This is a genomic window from Corynebacterium kozikiae (assembly GCF_024580965.1).
GTDB classification, from domain to species: domain Bacteria; phylum Actinomycetota; class Actinomycetes; order Mycobacteriales; family Mycobacteriaceae; genus Corynebacterium; species Corynebacterium kozikiae.
On record NZ_JANIKJ010000010.1, the window covers coordinates 12,711 to 31,622 of the forward strand.

Annotated in this window: 19 protein-coding genes; 17 read left to right on the plus strand and 2 right to left on the minus strand. The window is 59.9% G+C overall.

What is annotated here, in order from left to right; translation table 11 throughout:
- Nucleotides 1-60: 60 nt before the first annotated feature.
- Nucleotides 61-1,848, minus strand: coding sequence for a long-chain fatty-acid--CoA ligase (locus NQ018_RS07330; protein ID WP_257060058.1), 1,788 nt, complete (start codon nt 1,846-1,848; stop codon nt 61-63).
- 733 nt (nt 1,849-2,581) lie between these two features.
- Here NQ018_RS07330 and rho point away from each other — a divergent pair.
- From rho to NQ018_RS07415, 17 genes are all read left to right on the plus strand, one after another.
- Nucleotides 2,582-4,534: a transcription termination factor Rho gene (gene rho, locus NQ018_RS07335; protein WP_257060059.1), complete on the plus strand. Its 1,953-nt coding sequence runs from the start codon at nt 2,582-2,584 to the stop codon at nt 4,532-4,534.
- A complete protein-coding gene (prfA, locus tag NQ018_RS07340; protein ID WP_257037618.1) occupies nt 4,534-5,613 on the plus strand; it encodes a peptide chain release factor 1 in 1,080 nt (359 codons plus the stop codon). The genes rho and prfA overlap by 1 nt, the downstream gene beginning before the upstream one ends.
- A 15-nt stretch (nt 5,614-5,628) precedes the next feature.
- Nucleotides 5,629-6,507 carry a peptide chain release factor N(5)-glutamine methyltransferase gene (prmC, locus tag NQ018_RS07345; RefSeq protein ID WP_257060060.1) on the plus strand — a complete coding sequence of 293 codons (879 nt, stop codon included), beginning with the start codon at nt 5,629-5,631 and terminating at the stop codon, nt 6,505-6,507.
- Entirely contained in the window at nt 6,504-7,154 is a 651-nt protein-coding gene (locus NQ018_RS07350; RefSeq protein ID WP_257037616.1) for an L-threonylcarbamoyladenylate synthase, read from the plus strand. Before prmC ends, NQ018_RS07350 begins: the two co-directional genes overlap by 4 nt.
- On the plus strand, nt 7,155-8,300 hold the full coding sequence (locus tag NQ018_RS07355; RefSeq protein ID WP_257060062.1) for an MraY family glycosyltransferase: 1,146 nt from the start codon (nt 7,155-7,157) through the stop codon (nt 8,298-8,300).
- A 113-nt stretch (nt 8,301-8,413) separates the two neighbouring features.
- Entirely contained in the window at nt 8,414-8,842 is a 429-nt protein-coding gene (locus NQ018_RS07360) for a Cg1360 family ATP-synthase-associated protein (RefSeq protein WP_257060119.1), read from the plus strand.
- A gap of 527 nt (nt 8,843-9,369) precedes the next feature.
- On the plus strand, nt 9,370-10,155 hold the full coding sequence (gene atpB, locus NQ018_RS07365; protein ID WP_257037614.1) for a F0F1 ATP synthase subunit A: 786 nt from the start codon (nt 9,370-9,372) through the stop codon (nt 10,153-10,155).
- A gap of 118 nt (nt 10,156-10,273) precedes the next feature.
- A complete protein-coding gene (locus NQ018_RS07370; protein ID WP_257037613.1) occupies nt 10,274-10,513 on the plus strand; it encodes an ATP synthase F0 subunit C in 240 nt (79 codons plus the stop codon).
- Between the two features lie 33 nt (nt 10,514-10,546).
- Complete coding sequence (locus NQ018_RS07375; protein ID WP_257037612.1) at nt 10,547-11,119, plus strand: F0F1 ATP synthase subunit B; 573 nt, start codon at nt 10,547-10,549, stop codon at nt 11,117-11,119.
- A gap of 5 nt (nt 11,120-11,124) precedes the next feature.
- Nucleotides 11,125-11,946, plus strand: a complete 822-nt coding sequence (locus NQ018_RS07380) for a F0F1 ATP synthase subunit delta (protein ID WP_257052214.1) — start codon at nt 11,125-11,127, stop codon at nt 11,944-11,946.
- 57 nt (nt 11,947-12,003) lie between these two features.
- Nucleotides 12,004-13,632 carry a F0F1 ATP synthase subunit alpha gene (gene atpA, locus NQ018_RS07385; protein ID WP_257060064.1) on the plus strand — a complete coding sequence of 543 codons (1,629 nt, stop codon included), beginning with the start codon at nt 12,004-12,006 and terminating at the stop codon, nt 13,630-13,632.
- Nucleotides 13,633-13,698: 66 nt separating this feature from the next.
- Nucleotides 13,699-14,676, plus strand: coding sequence for a F0F1 ATP synthase subunit gamma (locus NQ018_RS07390; protein WP_257060066.1), 978 nt, complete (start codon nt 13,699-13,701; stop codon nt 14,674-14,676).
- A gap of 3 nt (nt 14,677-14,679) precedes the next feature.
- Nucleotides 14,680-16,128 (plus strand): F0F1 ATP synthase subunit beta, encoded by a 1,449-nt coding sequence (gene atpD, locus NQ018_RS07395; protein WP_257037608.1) that lies wholly within the window; start codon nt 14,680-14,682, stop codon nt 16,126-16,128.
- A gap of 13 nt (nt 16,129-16,141) precedes the next feature.
- Nucleotides 16,142-16,516 (plus strand): F0F1 ATP synthase subunit epsilon, encoded by a 375-nt coding sequence (locus NQ018_RS07400; RefSeq protein WP_257060068.1) that lies wholly within the window; start codon nt 16,142-16,144, stop codon nt 16,514-16,516.
- A 231-nt stretch (nt 16,517-16,747) separates the two neighbouring features.
- A complete protein-coding gene (locus NQ018_RS07405; RefSeq protein ID WP_257060071.1) occupies nt 16,748-17,200 on the plus strand; it encodes a DUF2550 domain-containing protein in 453 nt (150 codons plus the stop codon).
- A gap of 75 nt (nt 17,201-17,275) precedes the next feature.
- Nucleotides 17,276-17,947 carry an endonuclease NucS gene (gene nucS / locus NQ018_RS07410; RefSeq protein WP_257037605.1) on the plus strand — a complete coding sequence of 224 codons (672 nt, stop codon included), beginning with the start codon at nt 17,276-17,278 and terminating at the stop codon, nt 17,945-17,947.
- A 19-nt stretch (nt 17,948-17,966) separates the two neighbouring features.
- Entirely contained in the window at nt 17,967-18,251 is a 285-nt protein-coding gene (locus tag NQ018_RS07415; RefSeq protein WP_257037604.1) for an Rv1322 family protein, read from the plus strand.
- Nucleotides 18,252-18,298: 47 nt separating this feature from the next.
- Here NQ018_RS07415 and mce read toward each other — a convergent pair whose 3' ends face one another.
- Entirely contained in the window at nt 18,299-18,754 is a 456-nt protein-coding gene (mce, locus tag NQ018_RS07420; protein ID WP_257037603.1) for a methylmalonyl-CoA epimerase, read from the minus strand.
- Between the last annotated feature and the right edge of the window lie 158 nt (nt 18,755-18,912).

Consider the following 18,912-nt stretch of genomic DNA (forward strand, 5'->3'; position numbering starts at 1 on the left):
CGAGCTACACGGAACCCCACCAGCTATCGTTGCTGGTGGGGTTCCGTTCTTGTGGTGGGCTTAGTCTTCTGTTGCCTCCACATCCTCCGCAGCGGCCTCAGCCTCTACAGCCTCCGCTCTGGGAGCGCCTTCCTGCGACCCCGGGCCCTGCAGCGCGATGATGGTGAAATCACCATCGGCAAGGTGGGTGCGTAGATCAATTTTGTCGAACTTGCCCACTGAGGTCTTGTCAATGGAATCTACAAAGGTCCAGTACTCGGGCAGCATCCAGGCGGGGAAAGCGCTGCGGAGCTTGTCCCTCAGCGCCTCAGCGGTGGCGGTGGATCGCTCAACGCCTGGGGAGAGCACGGTCACAGCCAGGGGGCGTTCTACCCATTTCTTGTCTGGGTAGCCAATCACCGCGGCCTCCACCACTTCACTTGCCGCCATGATGGCGTTTTCCAGCAGTGCGGAGTAGATCCATTCGCCGCCGGAACGGATAACGTCGCGCGCGCGGTCATGGATGGTGAGGAAGCCGTCGCTGGTCACGGAGCCTACATCGCCGGTGCGCAGCCAGCCGTCGGGGGTGAACTGATCCGGGGCGTCATCCACCTGTTTGGCGCGGAACTCAGCGGCGCTGCCGCCCGGTTCCTCGGAGTGAGAGTGGTAGTACTGACCGGTCACCCAGTTGCCGCGCACCTGGATCTCACCCTGGTTCCTGTCTGTGGAACTCACAATTTCGCCGTCGTTAACCACGCGGTATTCCAGTGAGGCAGGGAAGCGGCCCTGGGATTCGCGGTAGCGTTGGCGCGCCTCACCGGACACACCCGATGGCGGCCGGGCCACGGTACCAATGGAAAGCGTTTCCGTCATACCCCACACATGCACCACGTCTACACCGTAGCGCTGCTCCCACAGGCTAATGAGCACCGGCGGCACGGCAGAGCCGCCCACATAGATTTCTTGCAGACTCATGCGCTCAGGGGGAGTCCGCATATAATGCACCATCAACTGAATCCAGAGCGTGGGCACACCATTAGCGACGCGCGGCAGCGCCGTAGCAATAATCTCAGCCAGGCGCGGTGCGGAGACATTCGCCCCGGGGAACACCAATGGGGTGCCGGACATGAATGCCGCGAGCGGCACGCACCAGCTTAGGATGTGGTAAATCGGCACACAGCACAGAAAAGACTGTCCGTGCGCCACGGCCAAGGAGTCCGTGGTGCGCAGGTTCATGCATTGCAAATACAGCGCCCGGTGTGAATACACCACGCCCTTCGGTGCGCCGGTGGTGCCCGTGGAATAACAAATCACCGCCGCAGTGTGCTCCTCCTGCACCGGCCAGCGAAATACGGTGGAGCGGGCGTCCAGCAGCTCCTCGTAGCGGTGACATTCAATGTGCCCTGGGATGTACTGCGCGGCGTCGGCAAGCGGCTGCGTGCCAATGAACACCACCGCCCGGACCGTGGGGCAGCCCTGCGCCAGGATGCCGCCGAGCTGTTTGGCCAGGCGTGGGTCGGCGATGATGACCTCATCCTCGGCGTGGTTGATGATGTGCAGGATCTGGTCATCCATGAGCTGCTTGTTCAGCGGGTTGAACACTGCCCCCATGCAGGCCACCGCGAAAAGGGTTTCCAGGTGTTCGGCGCAGTTAAACATGAGTGAGGCCACACGTTGGTCCCCGGTGATGCCAAGTTCATCGCGCAACGCGTGTGCAAGTGCCGCGGCACGGGCGCCAATTTCCTGGAAGGTGGTCTCGTGAGGAACTTCGCCGTCAAACGTTTTCACCTTTGTTTCCGCGTGCACCGTGGAGCCGTATTGGAGGATGCGGGAAAGGTTTAATGGGAGATCCTGCATGGTTGAACGCATGCACACCACCTTAGTGCCAATCCGGTGAGCGGGGCATGGGCTTCCGGGCAAGGAGACAAGGTGCTTGTCCGAATTGATGTTTTGCAAAATGGGGCGCGTGTTGCAGCTCCCCGGACAACTTGCGCTACACTTGGCCCTAGACTTGAGCACAGACTAAAGGCCCACCCGTGGGCGCCAAGTTGCAAACAACGCAGCAAGCCTGAACAAGAAACTGCGTCAAGCACACTCTTTAAGAAGTGCTTTCCCTGCCCAACAAGGAGGGAAACGGGACCTCAACGCAACACAGCAACGCGCAATCACTGCGCAACGCCTTGTGGTGCTTCGGTGCCGGCAATGTCTTTGAAAAAATATGCCAGAAATAGCTTTGAGCAGCATTGCCCGGCTCGCTGGGGCCCTCAGCAAAAACCTGAGGGTGACGTTCAAAGTGGCATCACGGTTTGTGTCAGTTCTTCGGTTGGGGTCTTCATTTGGGGGTTCCCACAGAAGCATTGGCACAGCACATCCACAGAAATCTTACTCGTGTACCAACTCTTCGCCTGCCCACCGCAAGGTGTGCATCGCGAGCCCTCGTTGGGGAGCGCTGGGAACCAACACCTTGCACAAGCAAGGTTGAACCAACGCTATGCCGCAGCATGTTCGGCGGCGCGACAGGCCGCCACATGCATCACGACGGGTCCACAGGGCAATCGGCCCACACCAAACCGCGTGCACAGTAAACGATGAAAGGACACCTGTGTCTGATTCAGACAACGGCGCACAGCGCAACCTCGCTGCCCTGCGCCTGCCGGAACTGCGCAAGATCGCCGCTGAACTTGGCCTCAAAGGCACCTCCGGCCTGCGCAAAGGCGAACTGATCGCCGCAATTACCGGCGCACAAGGGGGAAGCGGCCAAGCATCCGCACAGACTTCCAAACCACGCCGCGCAACCAAGGCAAGCGCAGCAGCGCCGGCTTCCGAAGAGCAGCGCGCTCCAGAACACACCGCTGCGGTGGACAACGGCGAGCAAGCACAAGCTGAGCAGGAACCACGAGGCCGCCGCCGTCGTGCAACCCGCAGCGCAGCGCCCCAGGAGCAGCCACAAGCTACCGACGCCACCCGCGAGGCCACCGCTCAGGCAGCTCGTGCTGAAAGCGGCGCTGAGCCAGGCAGCGATAATTCGGGCGACAACTCCGGCGACAACGGCAGCGAGGAGGTGCGCTACGAATCTCGCTCCGCAGCGCGCCGGGCACGCCGGAACCGCGCCCGCCGTGAGCAGCGCGGACAGCGAGATACCGCAGCTCCGCAGGACAACGCCAAGGATCACGCTGACTCTGACGCCTCCAAGGATGCGGGCAACGGCGAGCGTGCCCAGGGGGAGCAGCAAGACGAGGGCAACACCGCTCAGAACAACCGCCGCAGCGACCGAAACGACCGCAGTGACCGCAGTGACCGGAACGATCGGAACGATCGCAACGGTCGCAGGAACCGACGCAACCGCCGCGGCCGCGACCGCGATGGAGAGAACAACGAGGTCCGCGAGGATGACGTGCTGCAGCAGGTGGCCGGCATTTTGGACATCGTGGATAACAACGTGGCATTCGTGCGCACCTCCGGCTACCACCCAGGGCCCGCGGATGTGTACGTGAACAACCAAATGATCCGCCGCCTGGGCCTGCGCGCGGGTGACGCGATCGTAGGTCAGGTGCGCCTGGGCCACGAGCAAACCGCTGGCCGCGGCCGCAATCGCCAGAAGTACAACCCGCTGGTGCGCGTGGACTCAGTGAACGGCATGACCGTGGAGGAGGCGAAGGGTCGCCCAGACTTCTCCAAGCTCACCCCGCTGTACCCGAACCAGCGCCTGCGCCTGGAAACTGATCCGAAGATCCTCACCACCCGCGTGATTGACCTCATCATGCCGATTGGTAAGGGCCAGCGTGCGCTGATCGTCTCCCCGCCGAAGGCCGGTAAGACCACCATCCTGCAGAACATCGCGAACGCGATTGCCACCAACAACCCTGAGTGCTACCTCATGGTGGTGCTGGTGGATGAGCGCCCCGAAGAAGTGACGGACATGCAGCGCAGCGTGAAGGGTGAGGTTATCGCCTCTACCTTTGACCGCCCACCGAGCGAGCACACCGCCGTGGCCGAGCTCGCCATCGAGCGCGCCAAGCGCCTGGTGGAGCAGGGACAAGACGTGGTGGTCCTGCTGGACTCCATCACTCGTCTGGGTCGCGCGTACAACAACTCCAGCCCGGCATCCGGCCGTATTCTCTCCGGTGGCGTGGACTCCAACGCCCTGTACCCGCCAAAGCGCTTCCTTGGAGCTGCTCGCAACATTGAAAATGGCGGCTCGCTCACGATCATTGCAACCGCGATGGTGGAGACTGGTTCCGCAGGTGACACCGTGATCTTCGAGGAGTTCAAGGGCACCGGCAACGCCGAGCTGAAGCTGGACCGCAAGATCTCCGAGCGCCGCGTGTTCCCAGCCGTGGATGTGAATCCTTCCGGTACGCGTAAAGACGAGCTGCTGCTTGCCCCTGAGGAGGCGCGCATTATGCACAAGCTGCGCCGCATCCTCTCCGCGCTGGATAATCAGCAGGCAATTGATTTGCTGATCAAGCAGCTCAAGAAGACCAAGAACAACGGTGAGTTCCTGATGCAGGTTGCCTCTTCCGCCCCAATGGCTGCTGACGCCGAGGAGGAATAATGGCGAACCAGGTTTCATTGGTTGATGACATCGTTGCGGAGTACCAGGGCATCGAAATGCAGATGTCCGATCCGGAGACGATGAATGACCAGGCGTTGTTCCGCAAGCTCTCAAAGCGCTATTCGGAGCTGCAGCCGATCATCAACGTGAACACCAAGCTGGTGCAAGCGCGTGAGGATTTGGCTGACGCCCGCGAAATGGCCCATGAGGACCACGAGTTCCAAGGGGAAGTGACCCGCCTGGAGGCAGAGGTGGTGCAGTACGAGGAGCAGCTCGCTGACCTGCTCGCGCCACGCGACCCACATGATGGCGACGACATCGTGATGGAAATCAAGTCCGGTGCAGGTGGCGAGGAAGCAGCCCTGTTTGCAGGCGAGCTCGCCCGCATGTACCAGCGCTATGCCGAAAAGAACGGTTTTACCACGGAAATCCTGGACCTCGCAGAGTCTGACTTGGGCGGTGTAAAGGACATGACCATGTCTATCCGCTCCAAGCAGCCCTCCCGGGACGGCGCATGGAGCCAGTTCAAGTTCGAGGGCGGTGTGCACCGCGTGCAGCGCGTCCCCGTGACGGAATCGCAGGGACGAATCCAAACCTCCGCCGCCGGCGTGCTGGTCTACCCAGAGCCTGACGAGGTAGGCGAGGTAGAGATCGATGACAAGGACCTCCGCGTGGACGTGTACCGTTCCTCCGGCAAGGGTGGCCAGGGTGTGAACACCACGGACTCCGCAGTGCGTATTACGCACCTGCCCACGGGAATTGTGGTGACCTGCCAGAAGGAGCGTTCGCAGATCCAGAACAAGGCTCGCGCCATGCAAGTGCTTGCAGCTCGTCTGCAGGCCCTCGCCGAGGAGCAGGCCAACGCTGAGGCCGCAGAGGGGCGCGCCGCGCAGATCCGCACGATGGATCGCTCGGAGCGCATCCGCACCTACAACTGGCCGGAAAACCGGATCACCGACCACCGCATTGGCTACAAGGCGAACAACCTTGACTCGGTGCTGGGCGGTGACTTGGGCGATCTCTTCAGCGCCCTACAGGCAGCCGAGCGCGCCGAGCGCCTTGAGGCAGAAGCCTCCTAACCGGGGATTTTGCCAGTGTTGCACGAGCAACTGCGCCAAGCAGAGGCCATCCTGGAAGCATCCGGGGTGGCCTCGCCGCGCGTCGACGCCATCGCGCTTGCCGCGCACCTCCTGGGCATCCCGGACAACCAGGTGGGCCTGCGCCGCCGCGAGCAGATGGATGCGGAGTTCACACGGCGCTACAAAGAGCTCGTGGAACGACGAGCCCAGCGCGTCCCCCTCCAACATCTGCTGGGCCGCGCATGGTTTGGCCCGCACGAGATGCAGGTAGGGGAGGGTGTGTTCATCCCTCGCCCCGAAACCGAGCTGCTGGCGCACTGGGCTGCCCAGCAGGCCTTCGACGGTGCGCTGGTGCTTGATGTCTGCACCGGCACTGGAGCCATTGCTGCGTACGTCGCCGGTGAACGTCGGAAAGCGAGCGTCTATGCCGTGGAGCTTTCCGAGGCGGCCGCGAGCTACGCTGAGCGAAACCTCGCGGGGAGGGCGACCCTGATTCGAGGGGACGCCCTGGACCTGGAGACCTATGGGGACCTGCTCGGGCGCGTGAACGTGCTGGTGTGCAATCCGCCGTATGTGCCGGAGTCGCAGGACCTGCAGCCCGAGGTGTACCACGACCCCCACATGGCCGTGTTCTCCGGGCAAAGCGGTATGGATTTTCTACAACAATGGGTGCCAATCGCCGCCGCGCTGCTGGTACCGGGTGGCGTAGTTGGGGTGGAACACGACGACTCCAGAGCCCAAGCAACCCGAGAGCTGTTTGCGGAATCTGGGCAATTTGACGATATTTCAAATGTTCGCGACCTCGCCGGGCGCGAGCGATTTGTGATGGCGAGTAAGGTAAGTGCAGATAAAGCACAAACCAAGCCTTCAATCGATGATGGAGTGAAGCGTTGAGCAGGATTTATGACTGCGCGGATGCACAATCGCGCGAGGCCGGCATTTCCGCCGCTGTGGACGCAGTGGAGTCCGGGCGCCTTGTAGTGATGCCCACGGATACCCTGTACGGCCTGGGGTGCAATGCGTTTGATAACCGCGCGGTAGCCAAACTCTTGGAAACCAAACGCCGTGGCCCAGACATGCCGGTGCCGGTGCTCGTGGGCAGTTGGGATACCGCCCGGGGGCTCGTGCACACCTTTGACACGCAGCTGCGCACGCTCATTGAAGCATTTTGGCCAGGTGGGCTTTCGCTCGTTGTGCCGCAGGCCCCAAGCCTGCCCTGGAACCTCGGCGATACTCGCGGCACTGTGATGCTGCGCATGCCGCTGCATCCCGTGGCGATCGAGCTGCTGCGCCGGACTGGCCCAATGGCTGTGTCCAGCGCCAACATCTCTGGGCAGACCCCACCGGCAACAGTGCATGCCGCCAAGGAACAGCTCGGCGAATCCGTAGCGATCTACCTCGACGGCGGGGAGTGCGCCCTTGGGCTTGCCTCCACCATCGTGGACTTGTCCGGGCAGACCCCACGCATTCTCCGTGAAGGTGCGATCAGCGCTGAGCGGATTGCAGAGGTACTTGAGCTGGACGTAGAGGCCCTGCGATAGATGGGGGTGGCCGGCGTCCCGCTGCGCGAACTCGGGTTGGTGATCCTGGTAGCGGCAGCGCTTACCTTCATCACCACCGGCATTGTGCGCAGCATCATGGTGCGCTCTGGGCACATGGCGGAGATCCGCGAACGTGACGTCCACAAGCAACCCACCCCGCGAATCGGTGGAGTGGCAATGTTCTCCGGGGCGCTTTCCGCAATTTTCGTAGCGGACCAGTTTCCTGCCTTGACTCGCGGCTTCCAGCCCGTGACGCCAGAGATGAATGCCGTGGTGTGGGGGGCGTTCGTGATTGTGCTGGTGGGCGTGATCGATGACCTCTATGAACTCGACGCAATCACCAAACTCACTGGCCAAGTGCTGGCCGGAGTGGTGATGAGCCTGCTCGGCATCAACTGGACTGTGCTCTACGTGCCCTTTGGTGGGGGAACCACCATCGTGTTGGACCAGGTGGCCTCTACCGTAATCACCGTGCTGTTCACCGTGACCTTGATCAATGCAATCAACTTTGTGGATGGCCTTGATGGCCTAGCTGCGGGTCTGGGCATGATCGCTGCGGGCGCGATTTTGGTGTTCTCGCTGACCATCCTCCATGACCAGGGCGGCATGGTGTCTGCCTACCCACCGGCGATCATCGCCGCCGCAGTGGTGGGGATGTGCGCAGGCTTCCTGCCCCACAACTTCGAGCCCGCCAGGATCTTCATGGGCGATTCCGGTTCTATGCTCATCGGTCTCATGCTGGCTGCGGCCTCCACCTCCGCCAGTGGCAAGATTGACATGAGCCTCTACGGCACGGTGGACATTATTGCCCTCATGAGCCCCATGATCGTGGTCATCGCGGCGGTATTTGTGCCGCTGCTCGACCTTGTGATGGCCGTTGTCCGCAGGGTCCGCCGTGGCCAGTCACCTTTTTCCGCGGACAAGATGCACCTGCACCACCGCCTCCTTTCCCTTGGACACACGCACCGCCGGGTGGTGCTGGTGCTCTATACCTGGGTGATGGTGGTGGCCTTCGGTGCAGTGAGCTACTCCGTTGTCCCACCTGCGGTGGCAACCACCGGTGTGGTCGTAGCTATTGCGGCCGCGGTAGGCATCACCTGGCGGCCCGTGCAGCGAGCGGCACAGGAAAGCCTTGAAAGCAATTAATTTCCAGCGATGTGTAGGATTGATCAACCGTGAGCACCAATGAGCAAGAAAATTCCCAAAACGCCGGAAATGTAGAAAATGTCCCGGTGACTCCCGCGCCAAATGCCAGCGCAGTGGGGGAGAAAACGGGCGAGATTTCGCAATACGATGATCAGCGCCGCCCCCTTTTGCGGGCATTAAAGTTTGGCAGCGTTGCCCTTGTGGTGATCACTTTGATGAGTTTGTCTCTCTGGGGAGCGCTGCGTGACCTGCCAGGAATTTGGGGCGTACTCATTGGTGCGGCGATTGGCGGTAGTTTCGTGTTGCTGACCGTGCTCAGCGTGCTACTCACCGCGAACACTAGCGCTTCCACCACCGGTGCTGTGGTTCTGGGGAGCTGGCTGGTGAAGATCGTTGCGGTGATCATCGTGTTCTACTTCATCCGAGATATGACCTTCTACGATCCGATCGCCCTTTTTGTGACCGTGGTGCTCGCTCTGGTGGTTGTGCTCGCCTGCGAGGTCTATGGGGTTATCACCGCAAAGGTGACCTACGTGAGCTAGGGGATTTGCCGTCACTTGCTGTAGCCGCGCCAGCGTTTGCTGGGCGCGGTTTTTGCATGTGCACCTCAGGGCTTTGGCACCCTGTTGAGGACCTGTTGGGACCGAGTAGTCGAGCTACACCCGAAAGGGGGAGATGCATCGGGAAGAATTACCCCCTTTCTCCCGCGGTGTGACTGAGCTTACAAAGTTGTATTTTCAGTGCTAAAGCATGTTGTTTGCGGTGGTGTGGATAAGGGGGGCAAAGGCGGCGCCGAGCCCACATGAATTCCCCTTGTTTTGCCTGATAGTGTATTTCGCGGGTCACTTGGGAAAGGCTGCCCAAATCCAAAGCGTGTGCCGGAGTGGGTGCAACCTTTGGTTGAGGAGTTCTTGCCCAAGGCAATTCCCCTGCGAGCGCCATGCTGATGTGCGACGGAATCCGTGGCGGCCGCAGAGAGTTTTTTAGACGTCCATCGCACCGCAGTCTTGGGAACCCAAGGTTTGCGGCCCGAACACGGGAGAGAACGCTGAGCGTTACAACACTGTCCATGAAGGGTGAGTTTCACGCACCCTCTCTGGAACACGAATTCTTCCCGGATGCCTTGTGGTTCGCCGACGTGGCGAACGGCTGGTTCACAATCGACCGTCTGATGTTCGTCCGTCTGTTGATGGCTGTAATTTTGGGCTTGTTCTTTGTCATCGCCATGCGCAACCCGAAGCTTGTGCCTTCAGGTGTGCAAAACGTTGCTGAGTACTTGCTGGACTTCGTCCGAATTCACATTGCAGAAGAGATTTTGGGCAAGAAGGAGGGACGTCGTTTCCTCCCCGTGCTGGCCACGATCTTCTTCATCGTCCTCGTGATGAATGTGCCTTCGGTGATTCCTTTCCTGAACATCTCGCCAAACGCACGCATTGGTATGCCTCTCGTGCTGGCGCTGTTCGGTTACATTGCCTTCATTTACGCAGGTTCGAAGCGCTACGGCTTCTTCAAGTATGTGAAGTCTTCCGTGGTGATTCCGAACCTGCCGCCGTTGCTGCACATTCTGGTTGTGCCTCTGGAGATTCTCTCCACCTTCATCCTGCGTCCAGCAACACTGACGGTTCGTCTCATGGCCAACATGCTCGTTGGTCACATCATCCTGGTTCTGCTCTTCTCTGCTACCAACTTCTTCTTCTGGCAGATGAATGGTTGGACCGCACTGTCCGCGCTGACCATCGTGGCCGGCGTTGCGTTCACCCTCTTCGAGATGCTGGTGATTTTCCTGCAGGCATACATCTTCGCCCTGCTGGTTGCCGTGTATATCGAATTGTCGCTGCACGCAGATGAGCACTGACGAACACCGATGAACAACTGACCCCGCGCATCCCGCGGATCACAAGTCTCTACAACATTCATACTTTTAGCTCCTGGGAAAACTTCCCAAGAGCACCAAGAAAGGGAACGACACTCTCATGAACGAAGTCATCCTGGCTCAGGAAGCTGCTGGCATTTCCGGCTCCATCGCAACCGTCGGCTACGGCCTCGCAACCATCGGCCCAGGCCTCGGCATCGGCATCCTCGTTGGTAAGGCTCTCGAGGGCATGGCACGTCAGCCTGAGATGGCCGGCCAGCTCCGCACCACCATGTTCCTCGGCATCGCATTCGTTGAGGCTCTCGCCCTCATCGGCCTCGCAGCAGGCTTCATCCTCTAATACATTCCAACAACTGACGAAAGCCTGAGATTCATGACGAACGTCATCAACTACCTGGCAGCAGGTGGCGCTGAGACTCTCCCTCTGGAGAGCCAGCCAAATGTGCTCCTGCCTGCCTCTTACGACATCGTCTGGTCGCTCGTCGTGCTCGTAGTTATTGGAATTCTCTTTTGGAAGTTCGTTCTTCCAAAGTTCCAGGAAGTCCTTTCCGAGCGTGAGGACCGGATCAAGGGCGGCATTGAACGCGCAGAGGTCGCACAGGCCGAAGCTAAGGCCGCGCTTGAGAAGTACAATGCTCAGCTCGCAGAAGCCCGCGCTGAAGCAGCAGAGATCCGCGAAGAAGCCCGTGCAAAGGGTAAGCAGATCGAAGCTGAGATGAAGGCAAAGGCTACCGAGGAGAGCAACCGCATCATCGAGTCCGGTGAGAAGCAACTGGCCGCCCAGCGTGAGCAGGTAGTGGCTGAGCTTCGCCGCGAGATGGGTCAGAACTCCATCAACCTTGCAGAGCGCCTCCTTGGTGAGCAGCTCTCCGAGAACGTCAAGCGTTCCGGCACGATTGATAAGTTCCTGGCGGATCTCGACACCGTGGCACCGGCAGGAAAGTAGGCACAATGCACGCAGCGAGCCGCAACGCACTGGACCAAGTGATTTCCCACCTCGACACAGCACTGTGGGAGGCAAAGGAAAACGCTGGTGCAGTGGCAGCGCAAACCGGCGCTGAGCTTTTCAAAGTGGTGGATACCCTGGACGGCGAGCGCGCACTGCGCATTGCAGTAGCGGACCCATCCTCCACCGCTGACAAGCGTGCAGGCTTGATTTCTGCTGTGTTTGGCGGAAAGGTTTCCCAGGCCACCCTGGAGGTGCTCAACACTGCAGCATCCCAGACTTGGTCGAACCCCCGTGAATTCCGCACCGGACTGGTGACCTTGGGTCGTCGTTCGCTGCTTCGCTTCGCGGAGGGGCAAGGGCAACTTGCACAGGTAGAAGACGAGCTTTTCCGCTTGTCTCGAATCCTCGAAAAGGAGCCAGCACTCACGCTGCTCCTCGACGACCGCAGTGCCGACCGCAACAATAAGCGCGAACTCCTGGCCAAGGTGCTGTACGGCAAGGTCACCGCAGTGACCGAAGCCCTTGCACTTCAGGTGATTGGGCGCCCCGAGCGCAACGCGATTGACGACATCAACAACCTCTCCAAAGAGGTTGCCGCACTTGCGAACCGCGATGTTGCACACGTTGTCTCTGCCGCACCGCTTACCAACGAGCAGAACCAAGCACTAGCACAGAAGCTAGAGCGTATTTATGGTCGCGAGATGAACATCCACTCTGAGGTTGATGCCAGCCTCCTCGGTGGACTTGTCATCCGAGTCGGCGACGAAGTTATCGACGGATCCACCTCGGGCAAACTCGAGCGACTCCGCGCAAACTTCGCCTAAGACACGACGAGAAACTGATTGAAATTGCTGGACCAAACTACCGAGAGCAGGAAGAACATGGCGGAGCTTACGATCTCCTCCGATGAGATCCGTAGCGCGATTACGAACTACACCTCGAGCTACTCCGCGGAGGCCTCCCGTGAGGAGGTCGGCGTGGTTATTTCCGCAGCAGATGGTATCGCCCAGGTTTCTGGCTTGCCATCCGTTATGGCGAATGAGCTCCTCGAGTTCCCAGGCGGCGTGATCGGCGTCGCACAGAACCTTGACACCAACCGCGTCGGCGTTGTGGTGCTGGGCAACTTTGAGACCTTGAAGGAAGGCGACGAAGTCAAGAGGACCGGAAACGTTCTCTCGATCCCAGTCGGCGACAAGTTCCTTGGGCGCGTTATCAACCCATTGGGTCAGCCAATCGACGGCCTTGGCGCCATCGAAGCTGAGGAAGACCGCGTGCTGGAACTGCAGGCACCATCCGTGCTGCAGCGTCAGCCAGTGGAAGAGCCAATGCAGACCGGCATCAAGGCTATTGACGCAATGACCCCAATTGGTCGTGGTCAGCGTCAGTTGATCATTGGTGACCGCAAGACTGGTAAGACCGCAGTCTGCATTGACACCATCTTGAACCAGAAGGCCAACTGGGAGTCTGGTGACAAGACCAAGCAGGTTCGATGCATCTACGTTGCAGTGGGCCAAAAGGGTTCCACCATCGCAGCAGTGCGCAAGACCCTCGAAGAGCACGGCGCTCTGGAGTACACCACCATCGTTGCAGCACCTGCATCCGATTCTGCAGGCTTCAAGTGGCTCGCACCTTTCACCGGTGCAGCACTCGGCCAGCACTGGATGTACCAGGGCAACCACGTTCTGGTGATCTACGATGATCTGACCAAGCAGGCAGAGGCCTACCGTGCAATCTCCCTGCTGCTGCGCCGCCCACCAGGCCGCGAGGCATACCCAGGTGACGTCTTCTACCTCCACTCCCGTCTGCTGGAGCGTGCTGCAAAGCTCTCCGACGACATGGGTGCAGGCTCGCTCACCGCTCTGCCAATCATCGAGACCAAGGCAAACGACGTTTCTGCCTTCATTCCTACCAACGTGATCTCGATTACCGACGGTCAGGTGTTCCTCGAGTCCGACCTGTTCAACAAGGGTGTCCGTCCAGCAATTAACGTTGGTGTGTCCGTCTCCCGTGTTGGTGGTGCCGCACAGACCAAGGGTATGAAGAAGGTTTCCGGCTCCCTGCGTCTGGACCTCGCTGCATACCGTGACCTTGAGGCGTTCGCTGCCTTCGCATCCGATCTGGACGCCGCCTCTAAGGCTCAGCTCGAGCGCGGCGCTCGTCTGGTCGAGCTGCTGAAGCAGGCAGAGAACTCCCCTCAGCCAGTGGAAGAGCAGATCGTCAGCATCTGGCTCGCCGGCGAAGGTGCCTTCGACAACGTTCCCGTTGAAGACATCCGCCGCTTCGAGTCCGAGCTGCTCGATCACCTGCACTCCGCAGCTCCTGAGGTCTTTGAGCAGATCAACGGTGGTGCACAGCTCTCTGAAGAGTCCACCCAAACCCTGCTTTCTCAGACCGAGGCGTTCAAGAAGGGCTTCCAGACCACTGACGGTACGCCAGTGATCAACGAGCCTGAGGTGGAAGCACTTGCTGCTGATCAGGTGAAGAAGAACACCCTCACTGTCAAGAAGTAAGGCAGTAGGCCGCAAGGCCAACAGAAACCATGACCCATCAAGGAAAAGAAGGGAGGCGTTTGATCCATGGCTAATCTTCGTGAGCTTCGTGACCGCATCCGGTCAGTGAACTCCACCAAGAAGATCACCAAGGCCCAGGAGCTGATCGCAACTTCGCGTATCACCAAAGCTCAGGCCCGAGTGGAAGCTTCGGAACCGTACGCCACCGAGATTCACAACGTGATGGAACGTCTGGCGGCTGCGAGCTCCTTGGACCACCCAATGTTGCACAATCGCGAAGACGGCAAGCGCGCCGCTTTGCTTGTGGTAACAAGTGACCGCGGCATGTGCGGTGGTTACAACTACAACGTGTTCAAGAAGGCTGCTGAGCTCCAGAAGCTTCTGGAGAACAATGGCTATGAGGTTGTTCGTTACGTCACGGGTAACAAAGGCATTGGCTACTACCGCTTCCGCGGCGAAGAAGTTGCGGGTGCATGGAGTGGCTTTAGCCAGGATCCATCGTGGAAAGAGACCCACGATGTCCGTCGCCACCTGATTGACGGCTTCAGCGTAGGCTCCAACGGCACTGCGAAGTTCCGCGAAGGCCTCAACACTGACGCAGAAAACGAGCTGCAGGGCTTTGACCAGGTACACGTTGTGTACACCGAGTTCGAGTCCATGCTCACGCAGACCCCACGGGCATTCCAGCTCCTGCCAATCGAGCCGGTCATCGAGACCGCTGAGATCAAGCAGGGTGACGGTATTCTCGACAACTCCGGTGAGCCAACTCCTGACGTGGAGTTCGAGCCGGATGCAGACACGCTGCTCGACGCGCTGCTTCCGCAGTACGTTTCCCGCAGCCTGTTCTCAATCTTCTTGGAAGCTGCTGCTTCCGAGTCCGCGTCTCGTAGGAACGCAATGAAGTCTGCAACTGACAACGCCACCGCGCTCGTGAAGGACCTTTCACGCGTTGCAAACCAGGCACGTCAGGCTCAGATCACACAGGAAATCACAGAGATCGTCGGTGGCGCTGGCGCGCTCGCCGAAAGCGGAGAAAGTGACTAGATTATGACTACAGCTCTCGCAGAGCAGAACTCGCAGACCAGCGGTGTAGCTGGCCGCGTAGTGCGCGTCATCGGTCCGGTCGTCGACGTGGAATTCCCGCGCGGCGAGCTTCCGGCACTGTATAACGCGCTGACTGTCGAGGTCACCCTCGAAGCAGTCGCAAAGACCATCACCCTCGAGGTTGCGCAGCACCTCGGCGACAACCTGGTGCGCACCATCTCCATGGCGCCAACCGACGGCCTCGTCCGTGGCGCAGAAGTGGCTGACTCCGGTAAGCCGATCTCTGTGCCAGTTGGTGACGTCGTGAAGGGCCACGTCTTCAACGCCCTCGGCGACTGCCTGGACGAGCCAGGCCTCGGCCGCGACGGTGAGCAGTGGGGTATCCACCGCGAGCCACCAGCATTCGACCAGCTCGAAGGCAAGACCGAGATCCTGGAGACCGGCATCAAGGTGATCGACCTGCTGACCCCATACGTGAAGGGCGGCAAGATCGGTCTGTTCGGTGGTGCAGGTGTGGGTAAGACCGTGCTCATCCAGGAGATGATCACCCGTATTGCCCGCGAATTCTCCGGTACCTCCGTGTTCGCAGGTGTTGGTGAGCGTACCCGTGAGGGCACCGACCTCCACCTCGAAATGGAAGAGATGGGCGTGCTGCAGGACACCGCGCTTGTGTTCGGCCAGATGGACGAGCCACCGGGAGTCCGTATGCGCGTGGCACTTTCCGGTCTGACCATGGCGGAGTACTTCCGCGATGTGCAGCACCAGGACGTGCTGCTCTTCATCGACAACATCTTCCGTTTCACCCAGGCTGGTTCTGAGGTTTCCACGCTGCTCGGCCGTATGCCATCCGCAGTGGGTTACCAGCCAACCCTGGCTGATGAGATGGGTGTGCTGCAGGAGCGTATTACCTCTACCAAGGGTAAGTCCATTACCTCCCTGCAGGCCGTGTACGTCCCCGCTGACGACTACACCGACCCAGCACCTGCAACCACCTTCGCCCACCTGGACGCAACCACCGAGCTTGACCGCGGTATTGCTTCCAAGGGTATTTACCCAGCAGTGAACCCGCTGACCTCCACCTCTCGTATTCTCGAGCCAGGTATCGTCGGCGAGCGTCACTACGAGGTTGCGCAGCGCGTGATCGGTATTCTGCAGAAGAACAAGGAACTCCAGGACATCATCGCCATCCTCGGTATGGACGAGCTGTCTGAAGAGGACAAGATCACCGTGCAGCGTGCTCGCCGCCTGGAGCGCTTCCTGGGCCAGAACTTCTTTGTTGCAGAGAAGTTCACCGGTATCCCAGGCTCCTACGTGCCACTTGCACACACGATCGACGCTTTTGAGCGCATCTGCAACGGCGACTTCGACCACTACCCAGAGCAGGCATTCAACGGCCTGGGTGGCCTGGACGACGTCGAGGCTGCGTACAAGAAGCTGACCGAGAAGAAGTAGGGGAGCAGAAGCAATGGCTGATATCACCGTGCAACTGGTTTCCGTGGAGCGCATGCTGTGGTCCGGTAAGGCAAGCATTGTGACCGCGCAAACCACCGAAGGTGAAATCGGCGTGCTGCCAGGTCACGAGCCAATGCTCGGCCAGTTGGTCGAAAACGGCGTTGTGACCATTCGCCCAGCAGACGGCGGCGAGAAGCTCGTCGCCGCCGTGCAGGGTGGCTTCCTTTCCGTCTCCAAGGAAAAGGTCACCGTTCTTGCGGACTACGCCGTGTGGGCATCCGAGGTGAACACCTCTGCTGCCGAGGCTGCGTTGAAGGAAGAAGACGACCTAGTGAAGGCACGCGCCGAGGCAGAGCTCAAGGCAGTGCGCCGAAGCTCCGACTCCTAAACACCACCCCTCAAAAAATCCGCTCAACCAGCGGGTTTTGAGGAGTGAGTGGCCCAAGTGCCCCGCAATGGATTTTCCGTTGCGGGGCACTTGGTATTTGCCGGGAAAACGTGCGTAAAATGACACCATTAGTCGCTAAGTTTTCAAAGAGTTGGGCAACCGGCAGTCTTTCATCAGCTCCAAAAGGCCGCGGAATAGAATCTTTGAAAACCGTCCTCGGAGGAAGTCTCAGTGGAAATCCTTGTTGTGTTTCTCATTGTGATTGCTGCGGTGTGCGTAGCACTAGCTGCATGGCGATTTTTCACCTTGCACTCCAAGGGAACCCCGGCGGTGCTGCGAAAGCAGCCGAGCCAAGGCATGCATGGCTGGCGTAACGGTATTTTCCGTTATAAGGGCAATAATCTTCAGTTTTTTAAAGTGCGCTCCCTTTCTCCCGCCCCTGACCTTGTACTCCACCGCGTTGGAGTAGCAATCACTGGTCAGCGAGACGTAGAGGAAGAGGAGCGCTTAGTGTTGTCCTTGGGCTCGCGGATCTTGGAGTTTACTCATGAGGGGGACGAGTACCAGCTTTGCATCTCGCAGCGCGCAGAGATGGCGTTTCGCGCGTGGGTGGAGGCCGCACCAGACGCCCGCATGGAGCGGATGAGCCCCAAGGAGCTGCGGGCCCGGTTCCGCGAGTCCTAGGCTTTCGGGTGTGGCGCTGGCGGCGTCGCTTCAGCGTAATTGCTGCCGCAGTGTGTTGGGGCTACCCTAGACCCCATGCGTTTGATGATCGCCCGTTGTTCCGTTGATTACATTGGCCGCCTGGAGGCCCACCTTCCGCTGGCAGACCGCCTGCTGATGGTGAAGGCCGATGGGTCGGTGTCGATTCACGCGGATGACCGGGCGTACAAGCCGCTGAACTGGATGACGCCGCCCTGCACGCTCACTGAAACGGAAGAGGATGGCCAGATCAAGTGGGTAGTGGAGAATAAGAAGGGCGAGCAACTGCGCATCACCATTGAGCAGGTGCATTCGGATGTGCATCATGAGCTGGGTAAGGACCCAGGACTACAGAAGGATGGCGTGGAGGCGCACCTGCAAGAGCTGCTGGCGGAGCACATTGAGACGCTCGGCGCGGGCTACAGCTTGGTGCGGCGCGAGTACCCTACCGCCATTGGTCCGGTGGACATCCTGGCGAAAGACGCGCAGGGGCGCACCGTGGCGGTGGAAATCAAGCGCCGCGGAGGCATCGACGGCGTGGAGCAGCTCACCCGCTACCTGGAGTTGCTCAACCGCGACGAACTCCTCGCCCCCGTCCATGGCGTGTTCGCGGCCCAGGAGATCAAGCCTCAGGCCCGCACCTTGGCCAAGGATCGCGGCATCGAGTGTGTGACCTTGGATTATGATGACCTTCGCGGCATCGAGTCCACCGAGCTTCGCCTCTTCTAACGCCGCGGGTGCAAGCAAGATGGGCAGGAAAAATAGGCGCCAGGCGCCAGTGCTCAGGGCGTTGCCTGCCGACGGCGCCGCGTACTTTGGTACCCAGGCAGTAGAGGGCCCTCGCTGGACGAACGGGGAGACGTATCTGATGCGCCGGATGGGTGCGCATGCGGCCGTGAAATTCTACATTTGCCCCGGTTGCAACCAGAATATTCCGCCGGGGATCGCCCATGTAGTGGCCTGGCCAAAGGATTCAGGGCGTGGTGCGCAGGATCGTAGGCATTGGCACGCGGCCTGTTGGGAACGTCGGTAGGCACAAAGAAGCCACCCGCAGTGTGCGAGTGGCCTGTGTGAGTTGGGTTAGACCGGCTGGGTGAGCTCCAGCAGCACACCGCCTGCGTCCTTGGGATGAACAAAGTTGATCTTTGCTCCACCGGTGCCGCGCTTTGCCTCTGGGTAGAGTAGGCGCACGCCGTTGTCGGTGAGGTGCTTCTGCAGAGCCTCGATGTCCGTGGTGCGCAGGCACATCTGCTGCAGGCCAGGACCCTTCTTGTCCAGGAACTTGGCGATGGTGGACTCCTCGCTCAGCGGAGCGAGGAGCTGGATCATGCCGTCAGTTTCACCGAGGTTCTTGGGGCCGATCATTGCCTCAACAACGCCCTGCTCCTCGTTGGTCTCCTGGTGGTGGTTCACCCAACCGAAGGCGCTGCGGTAGAACTCCACTGCAGCGTCGAGGTCTGGAACTGCGATGCCAACGTGGTCAAGGCAGATCACGAGTTCATGTGGGATTTCGATGCTTGAGATGTCGTTGCTCATACTGCCCAAGCATAGTCCGGTCGGGCACAATCGGCGCGGGAGTCCACACATTTGAGGCTATGAAGATAATCACCGAAAATGATCACGGGTTTGGGAATCTGGACTCGGATCAAGCCGAGGAGCTCGGATCAACGGAGGGAGCTAGGGCGCGAAGTTTC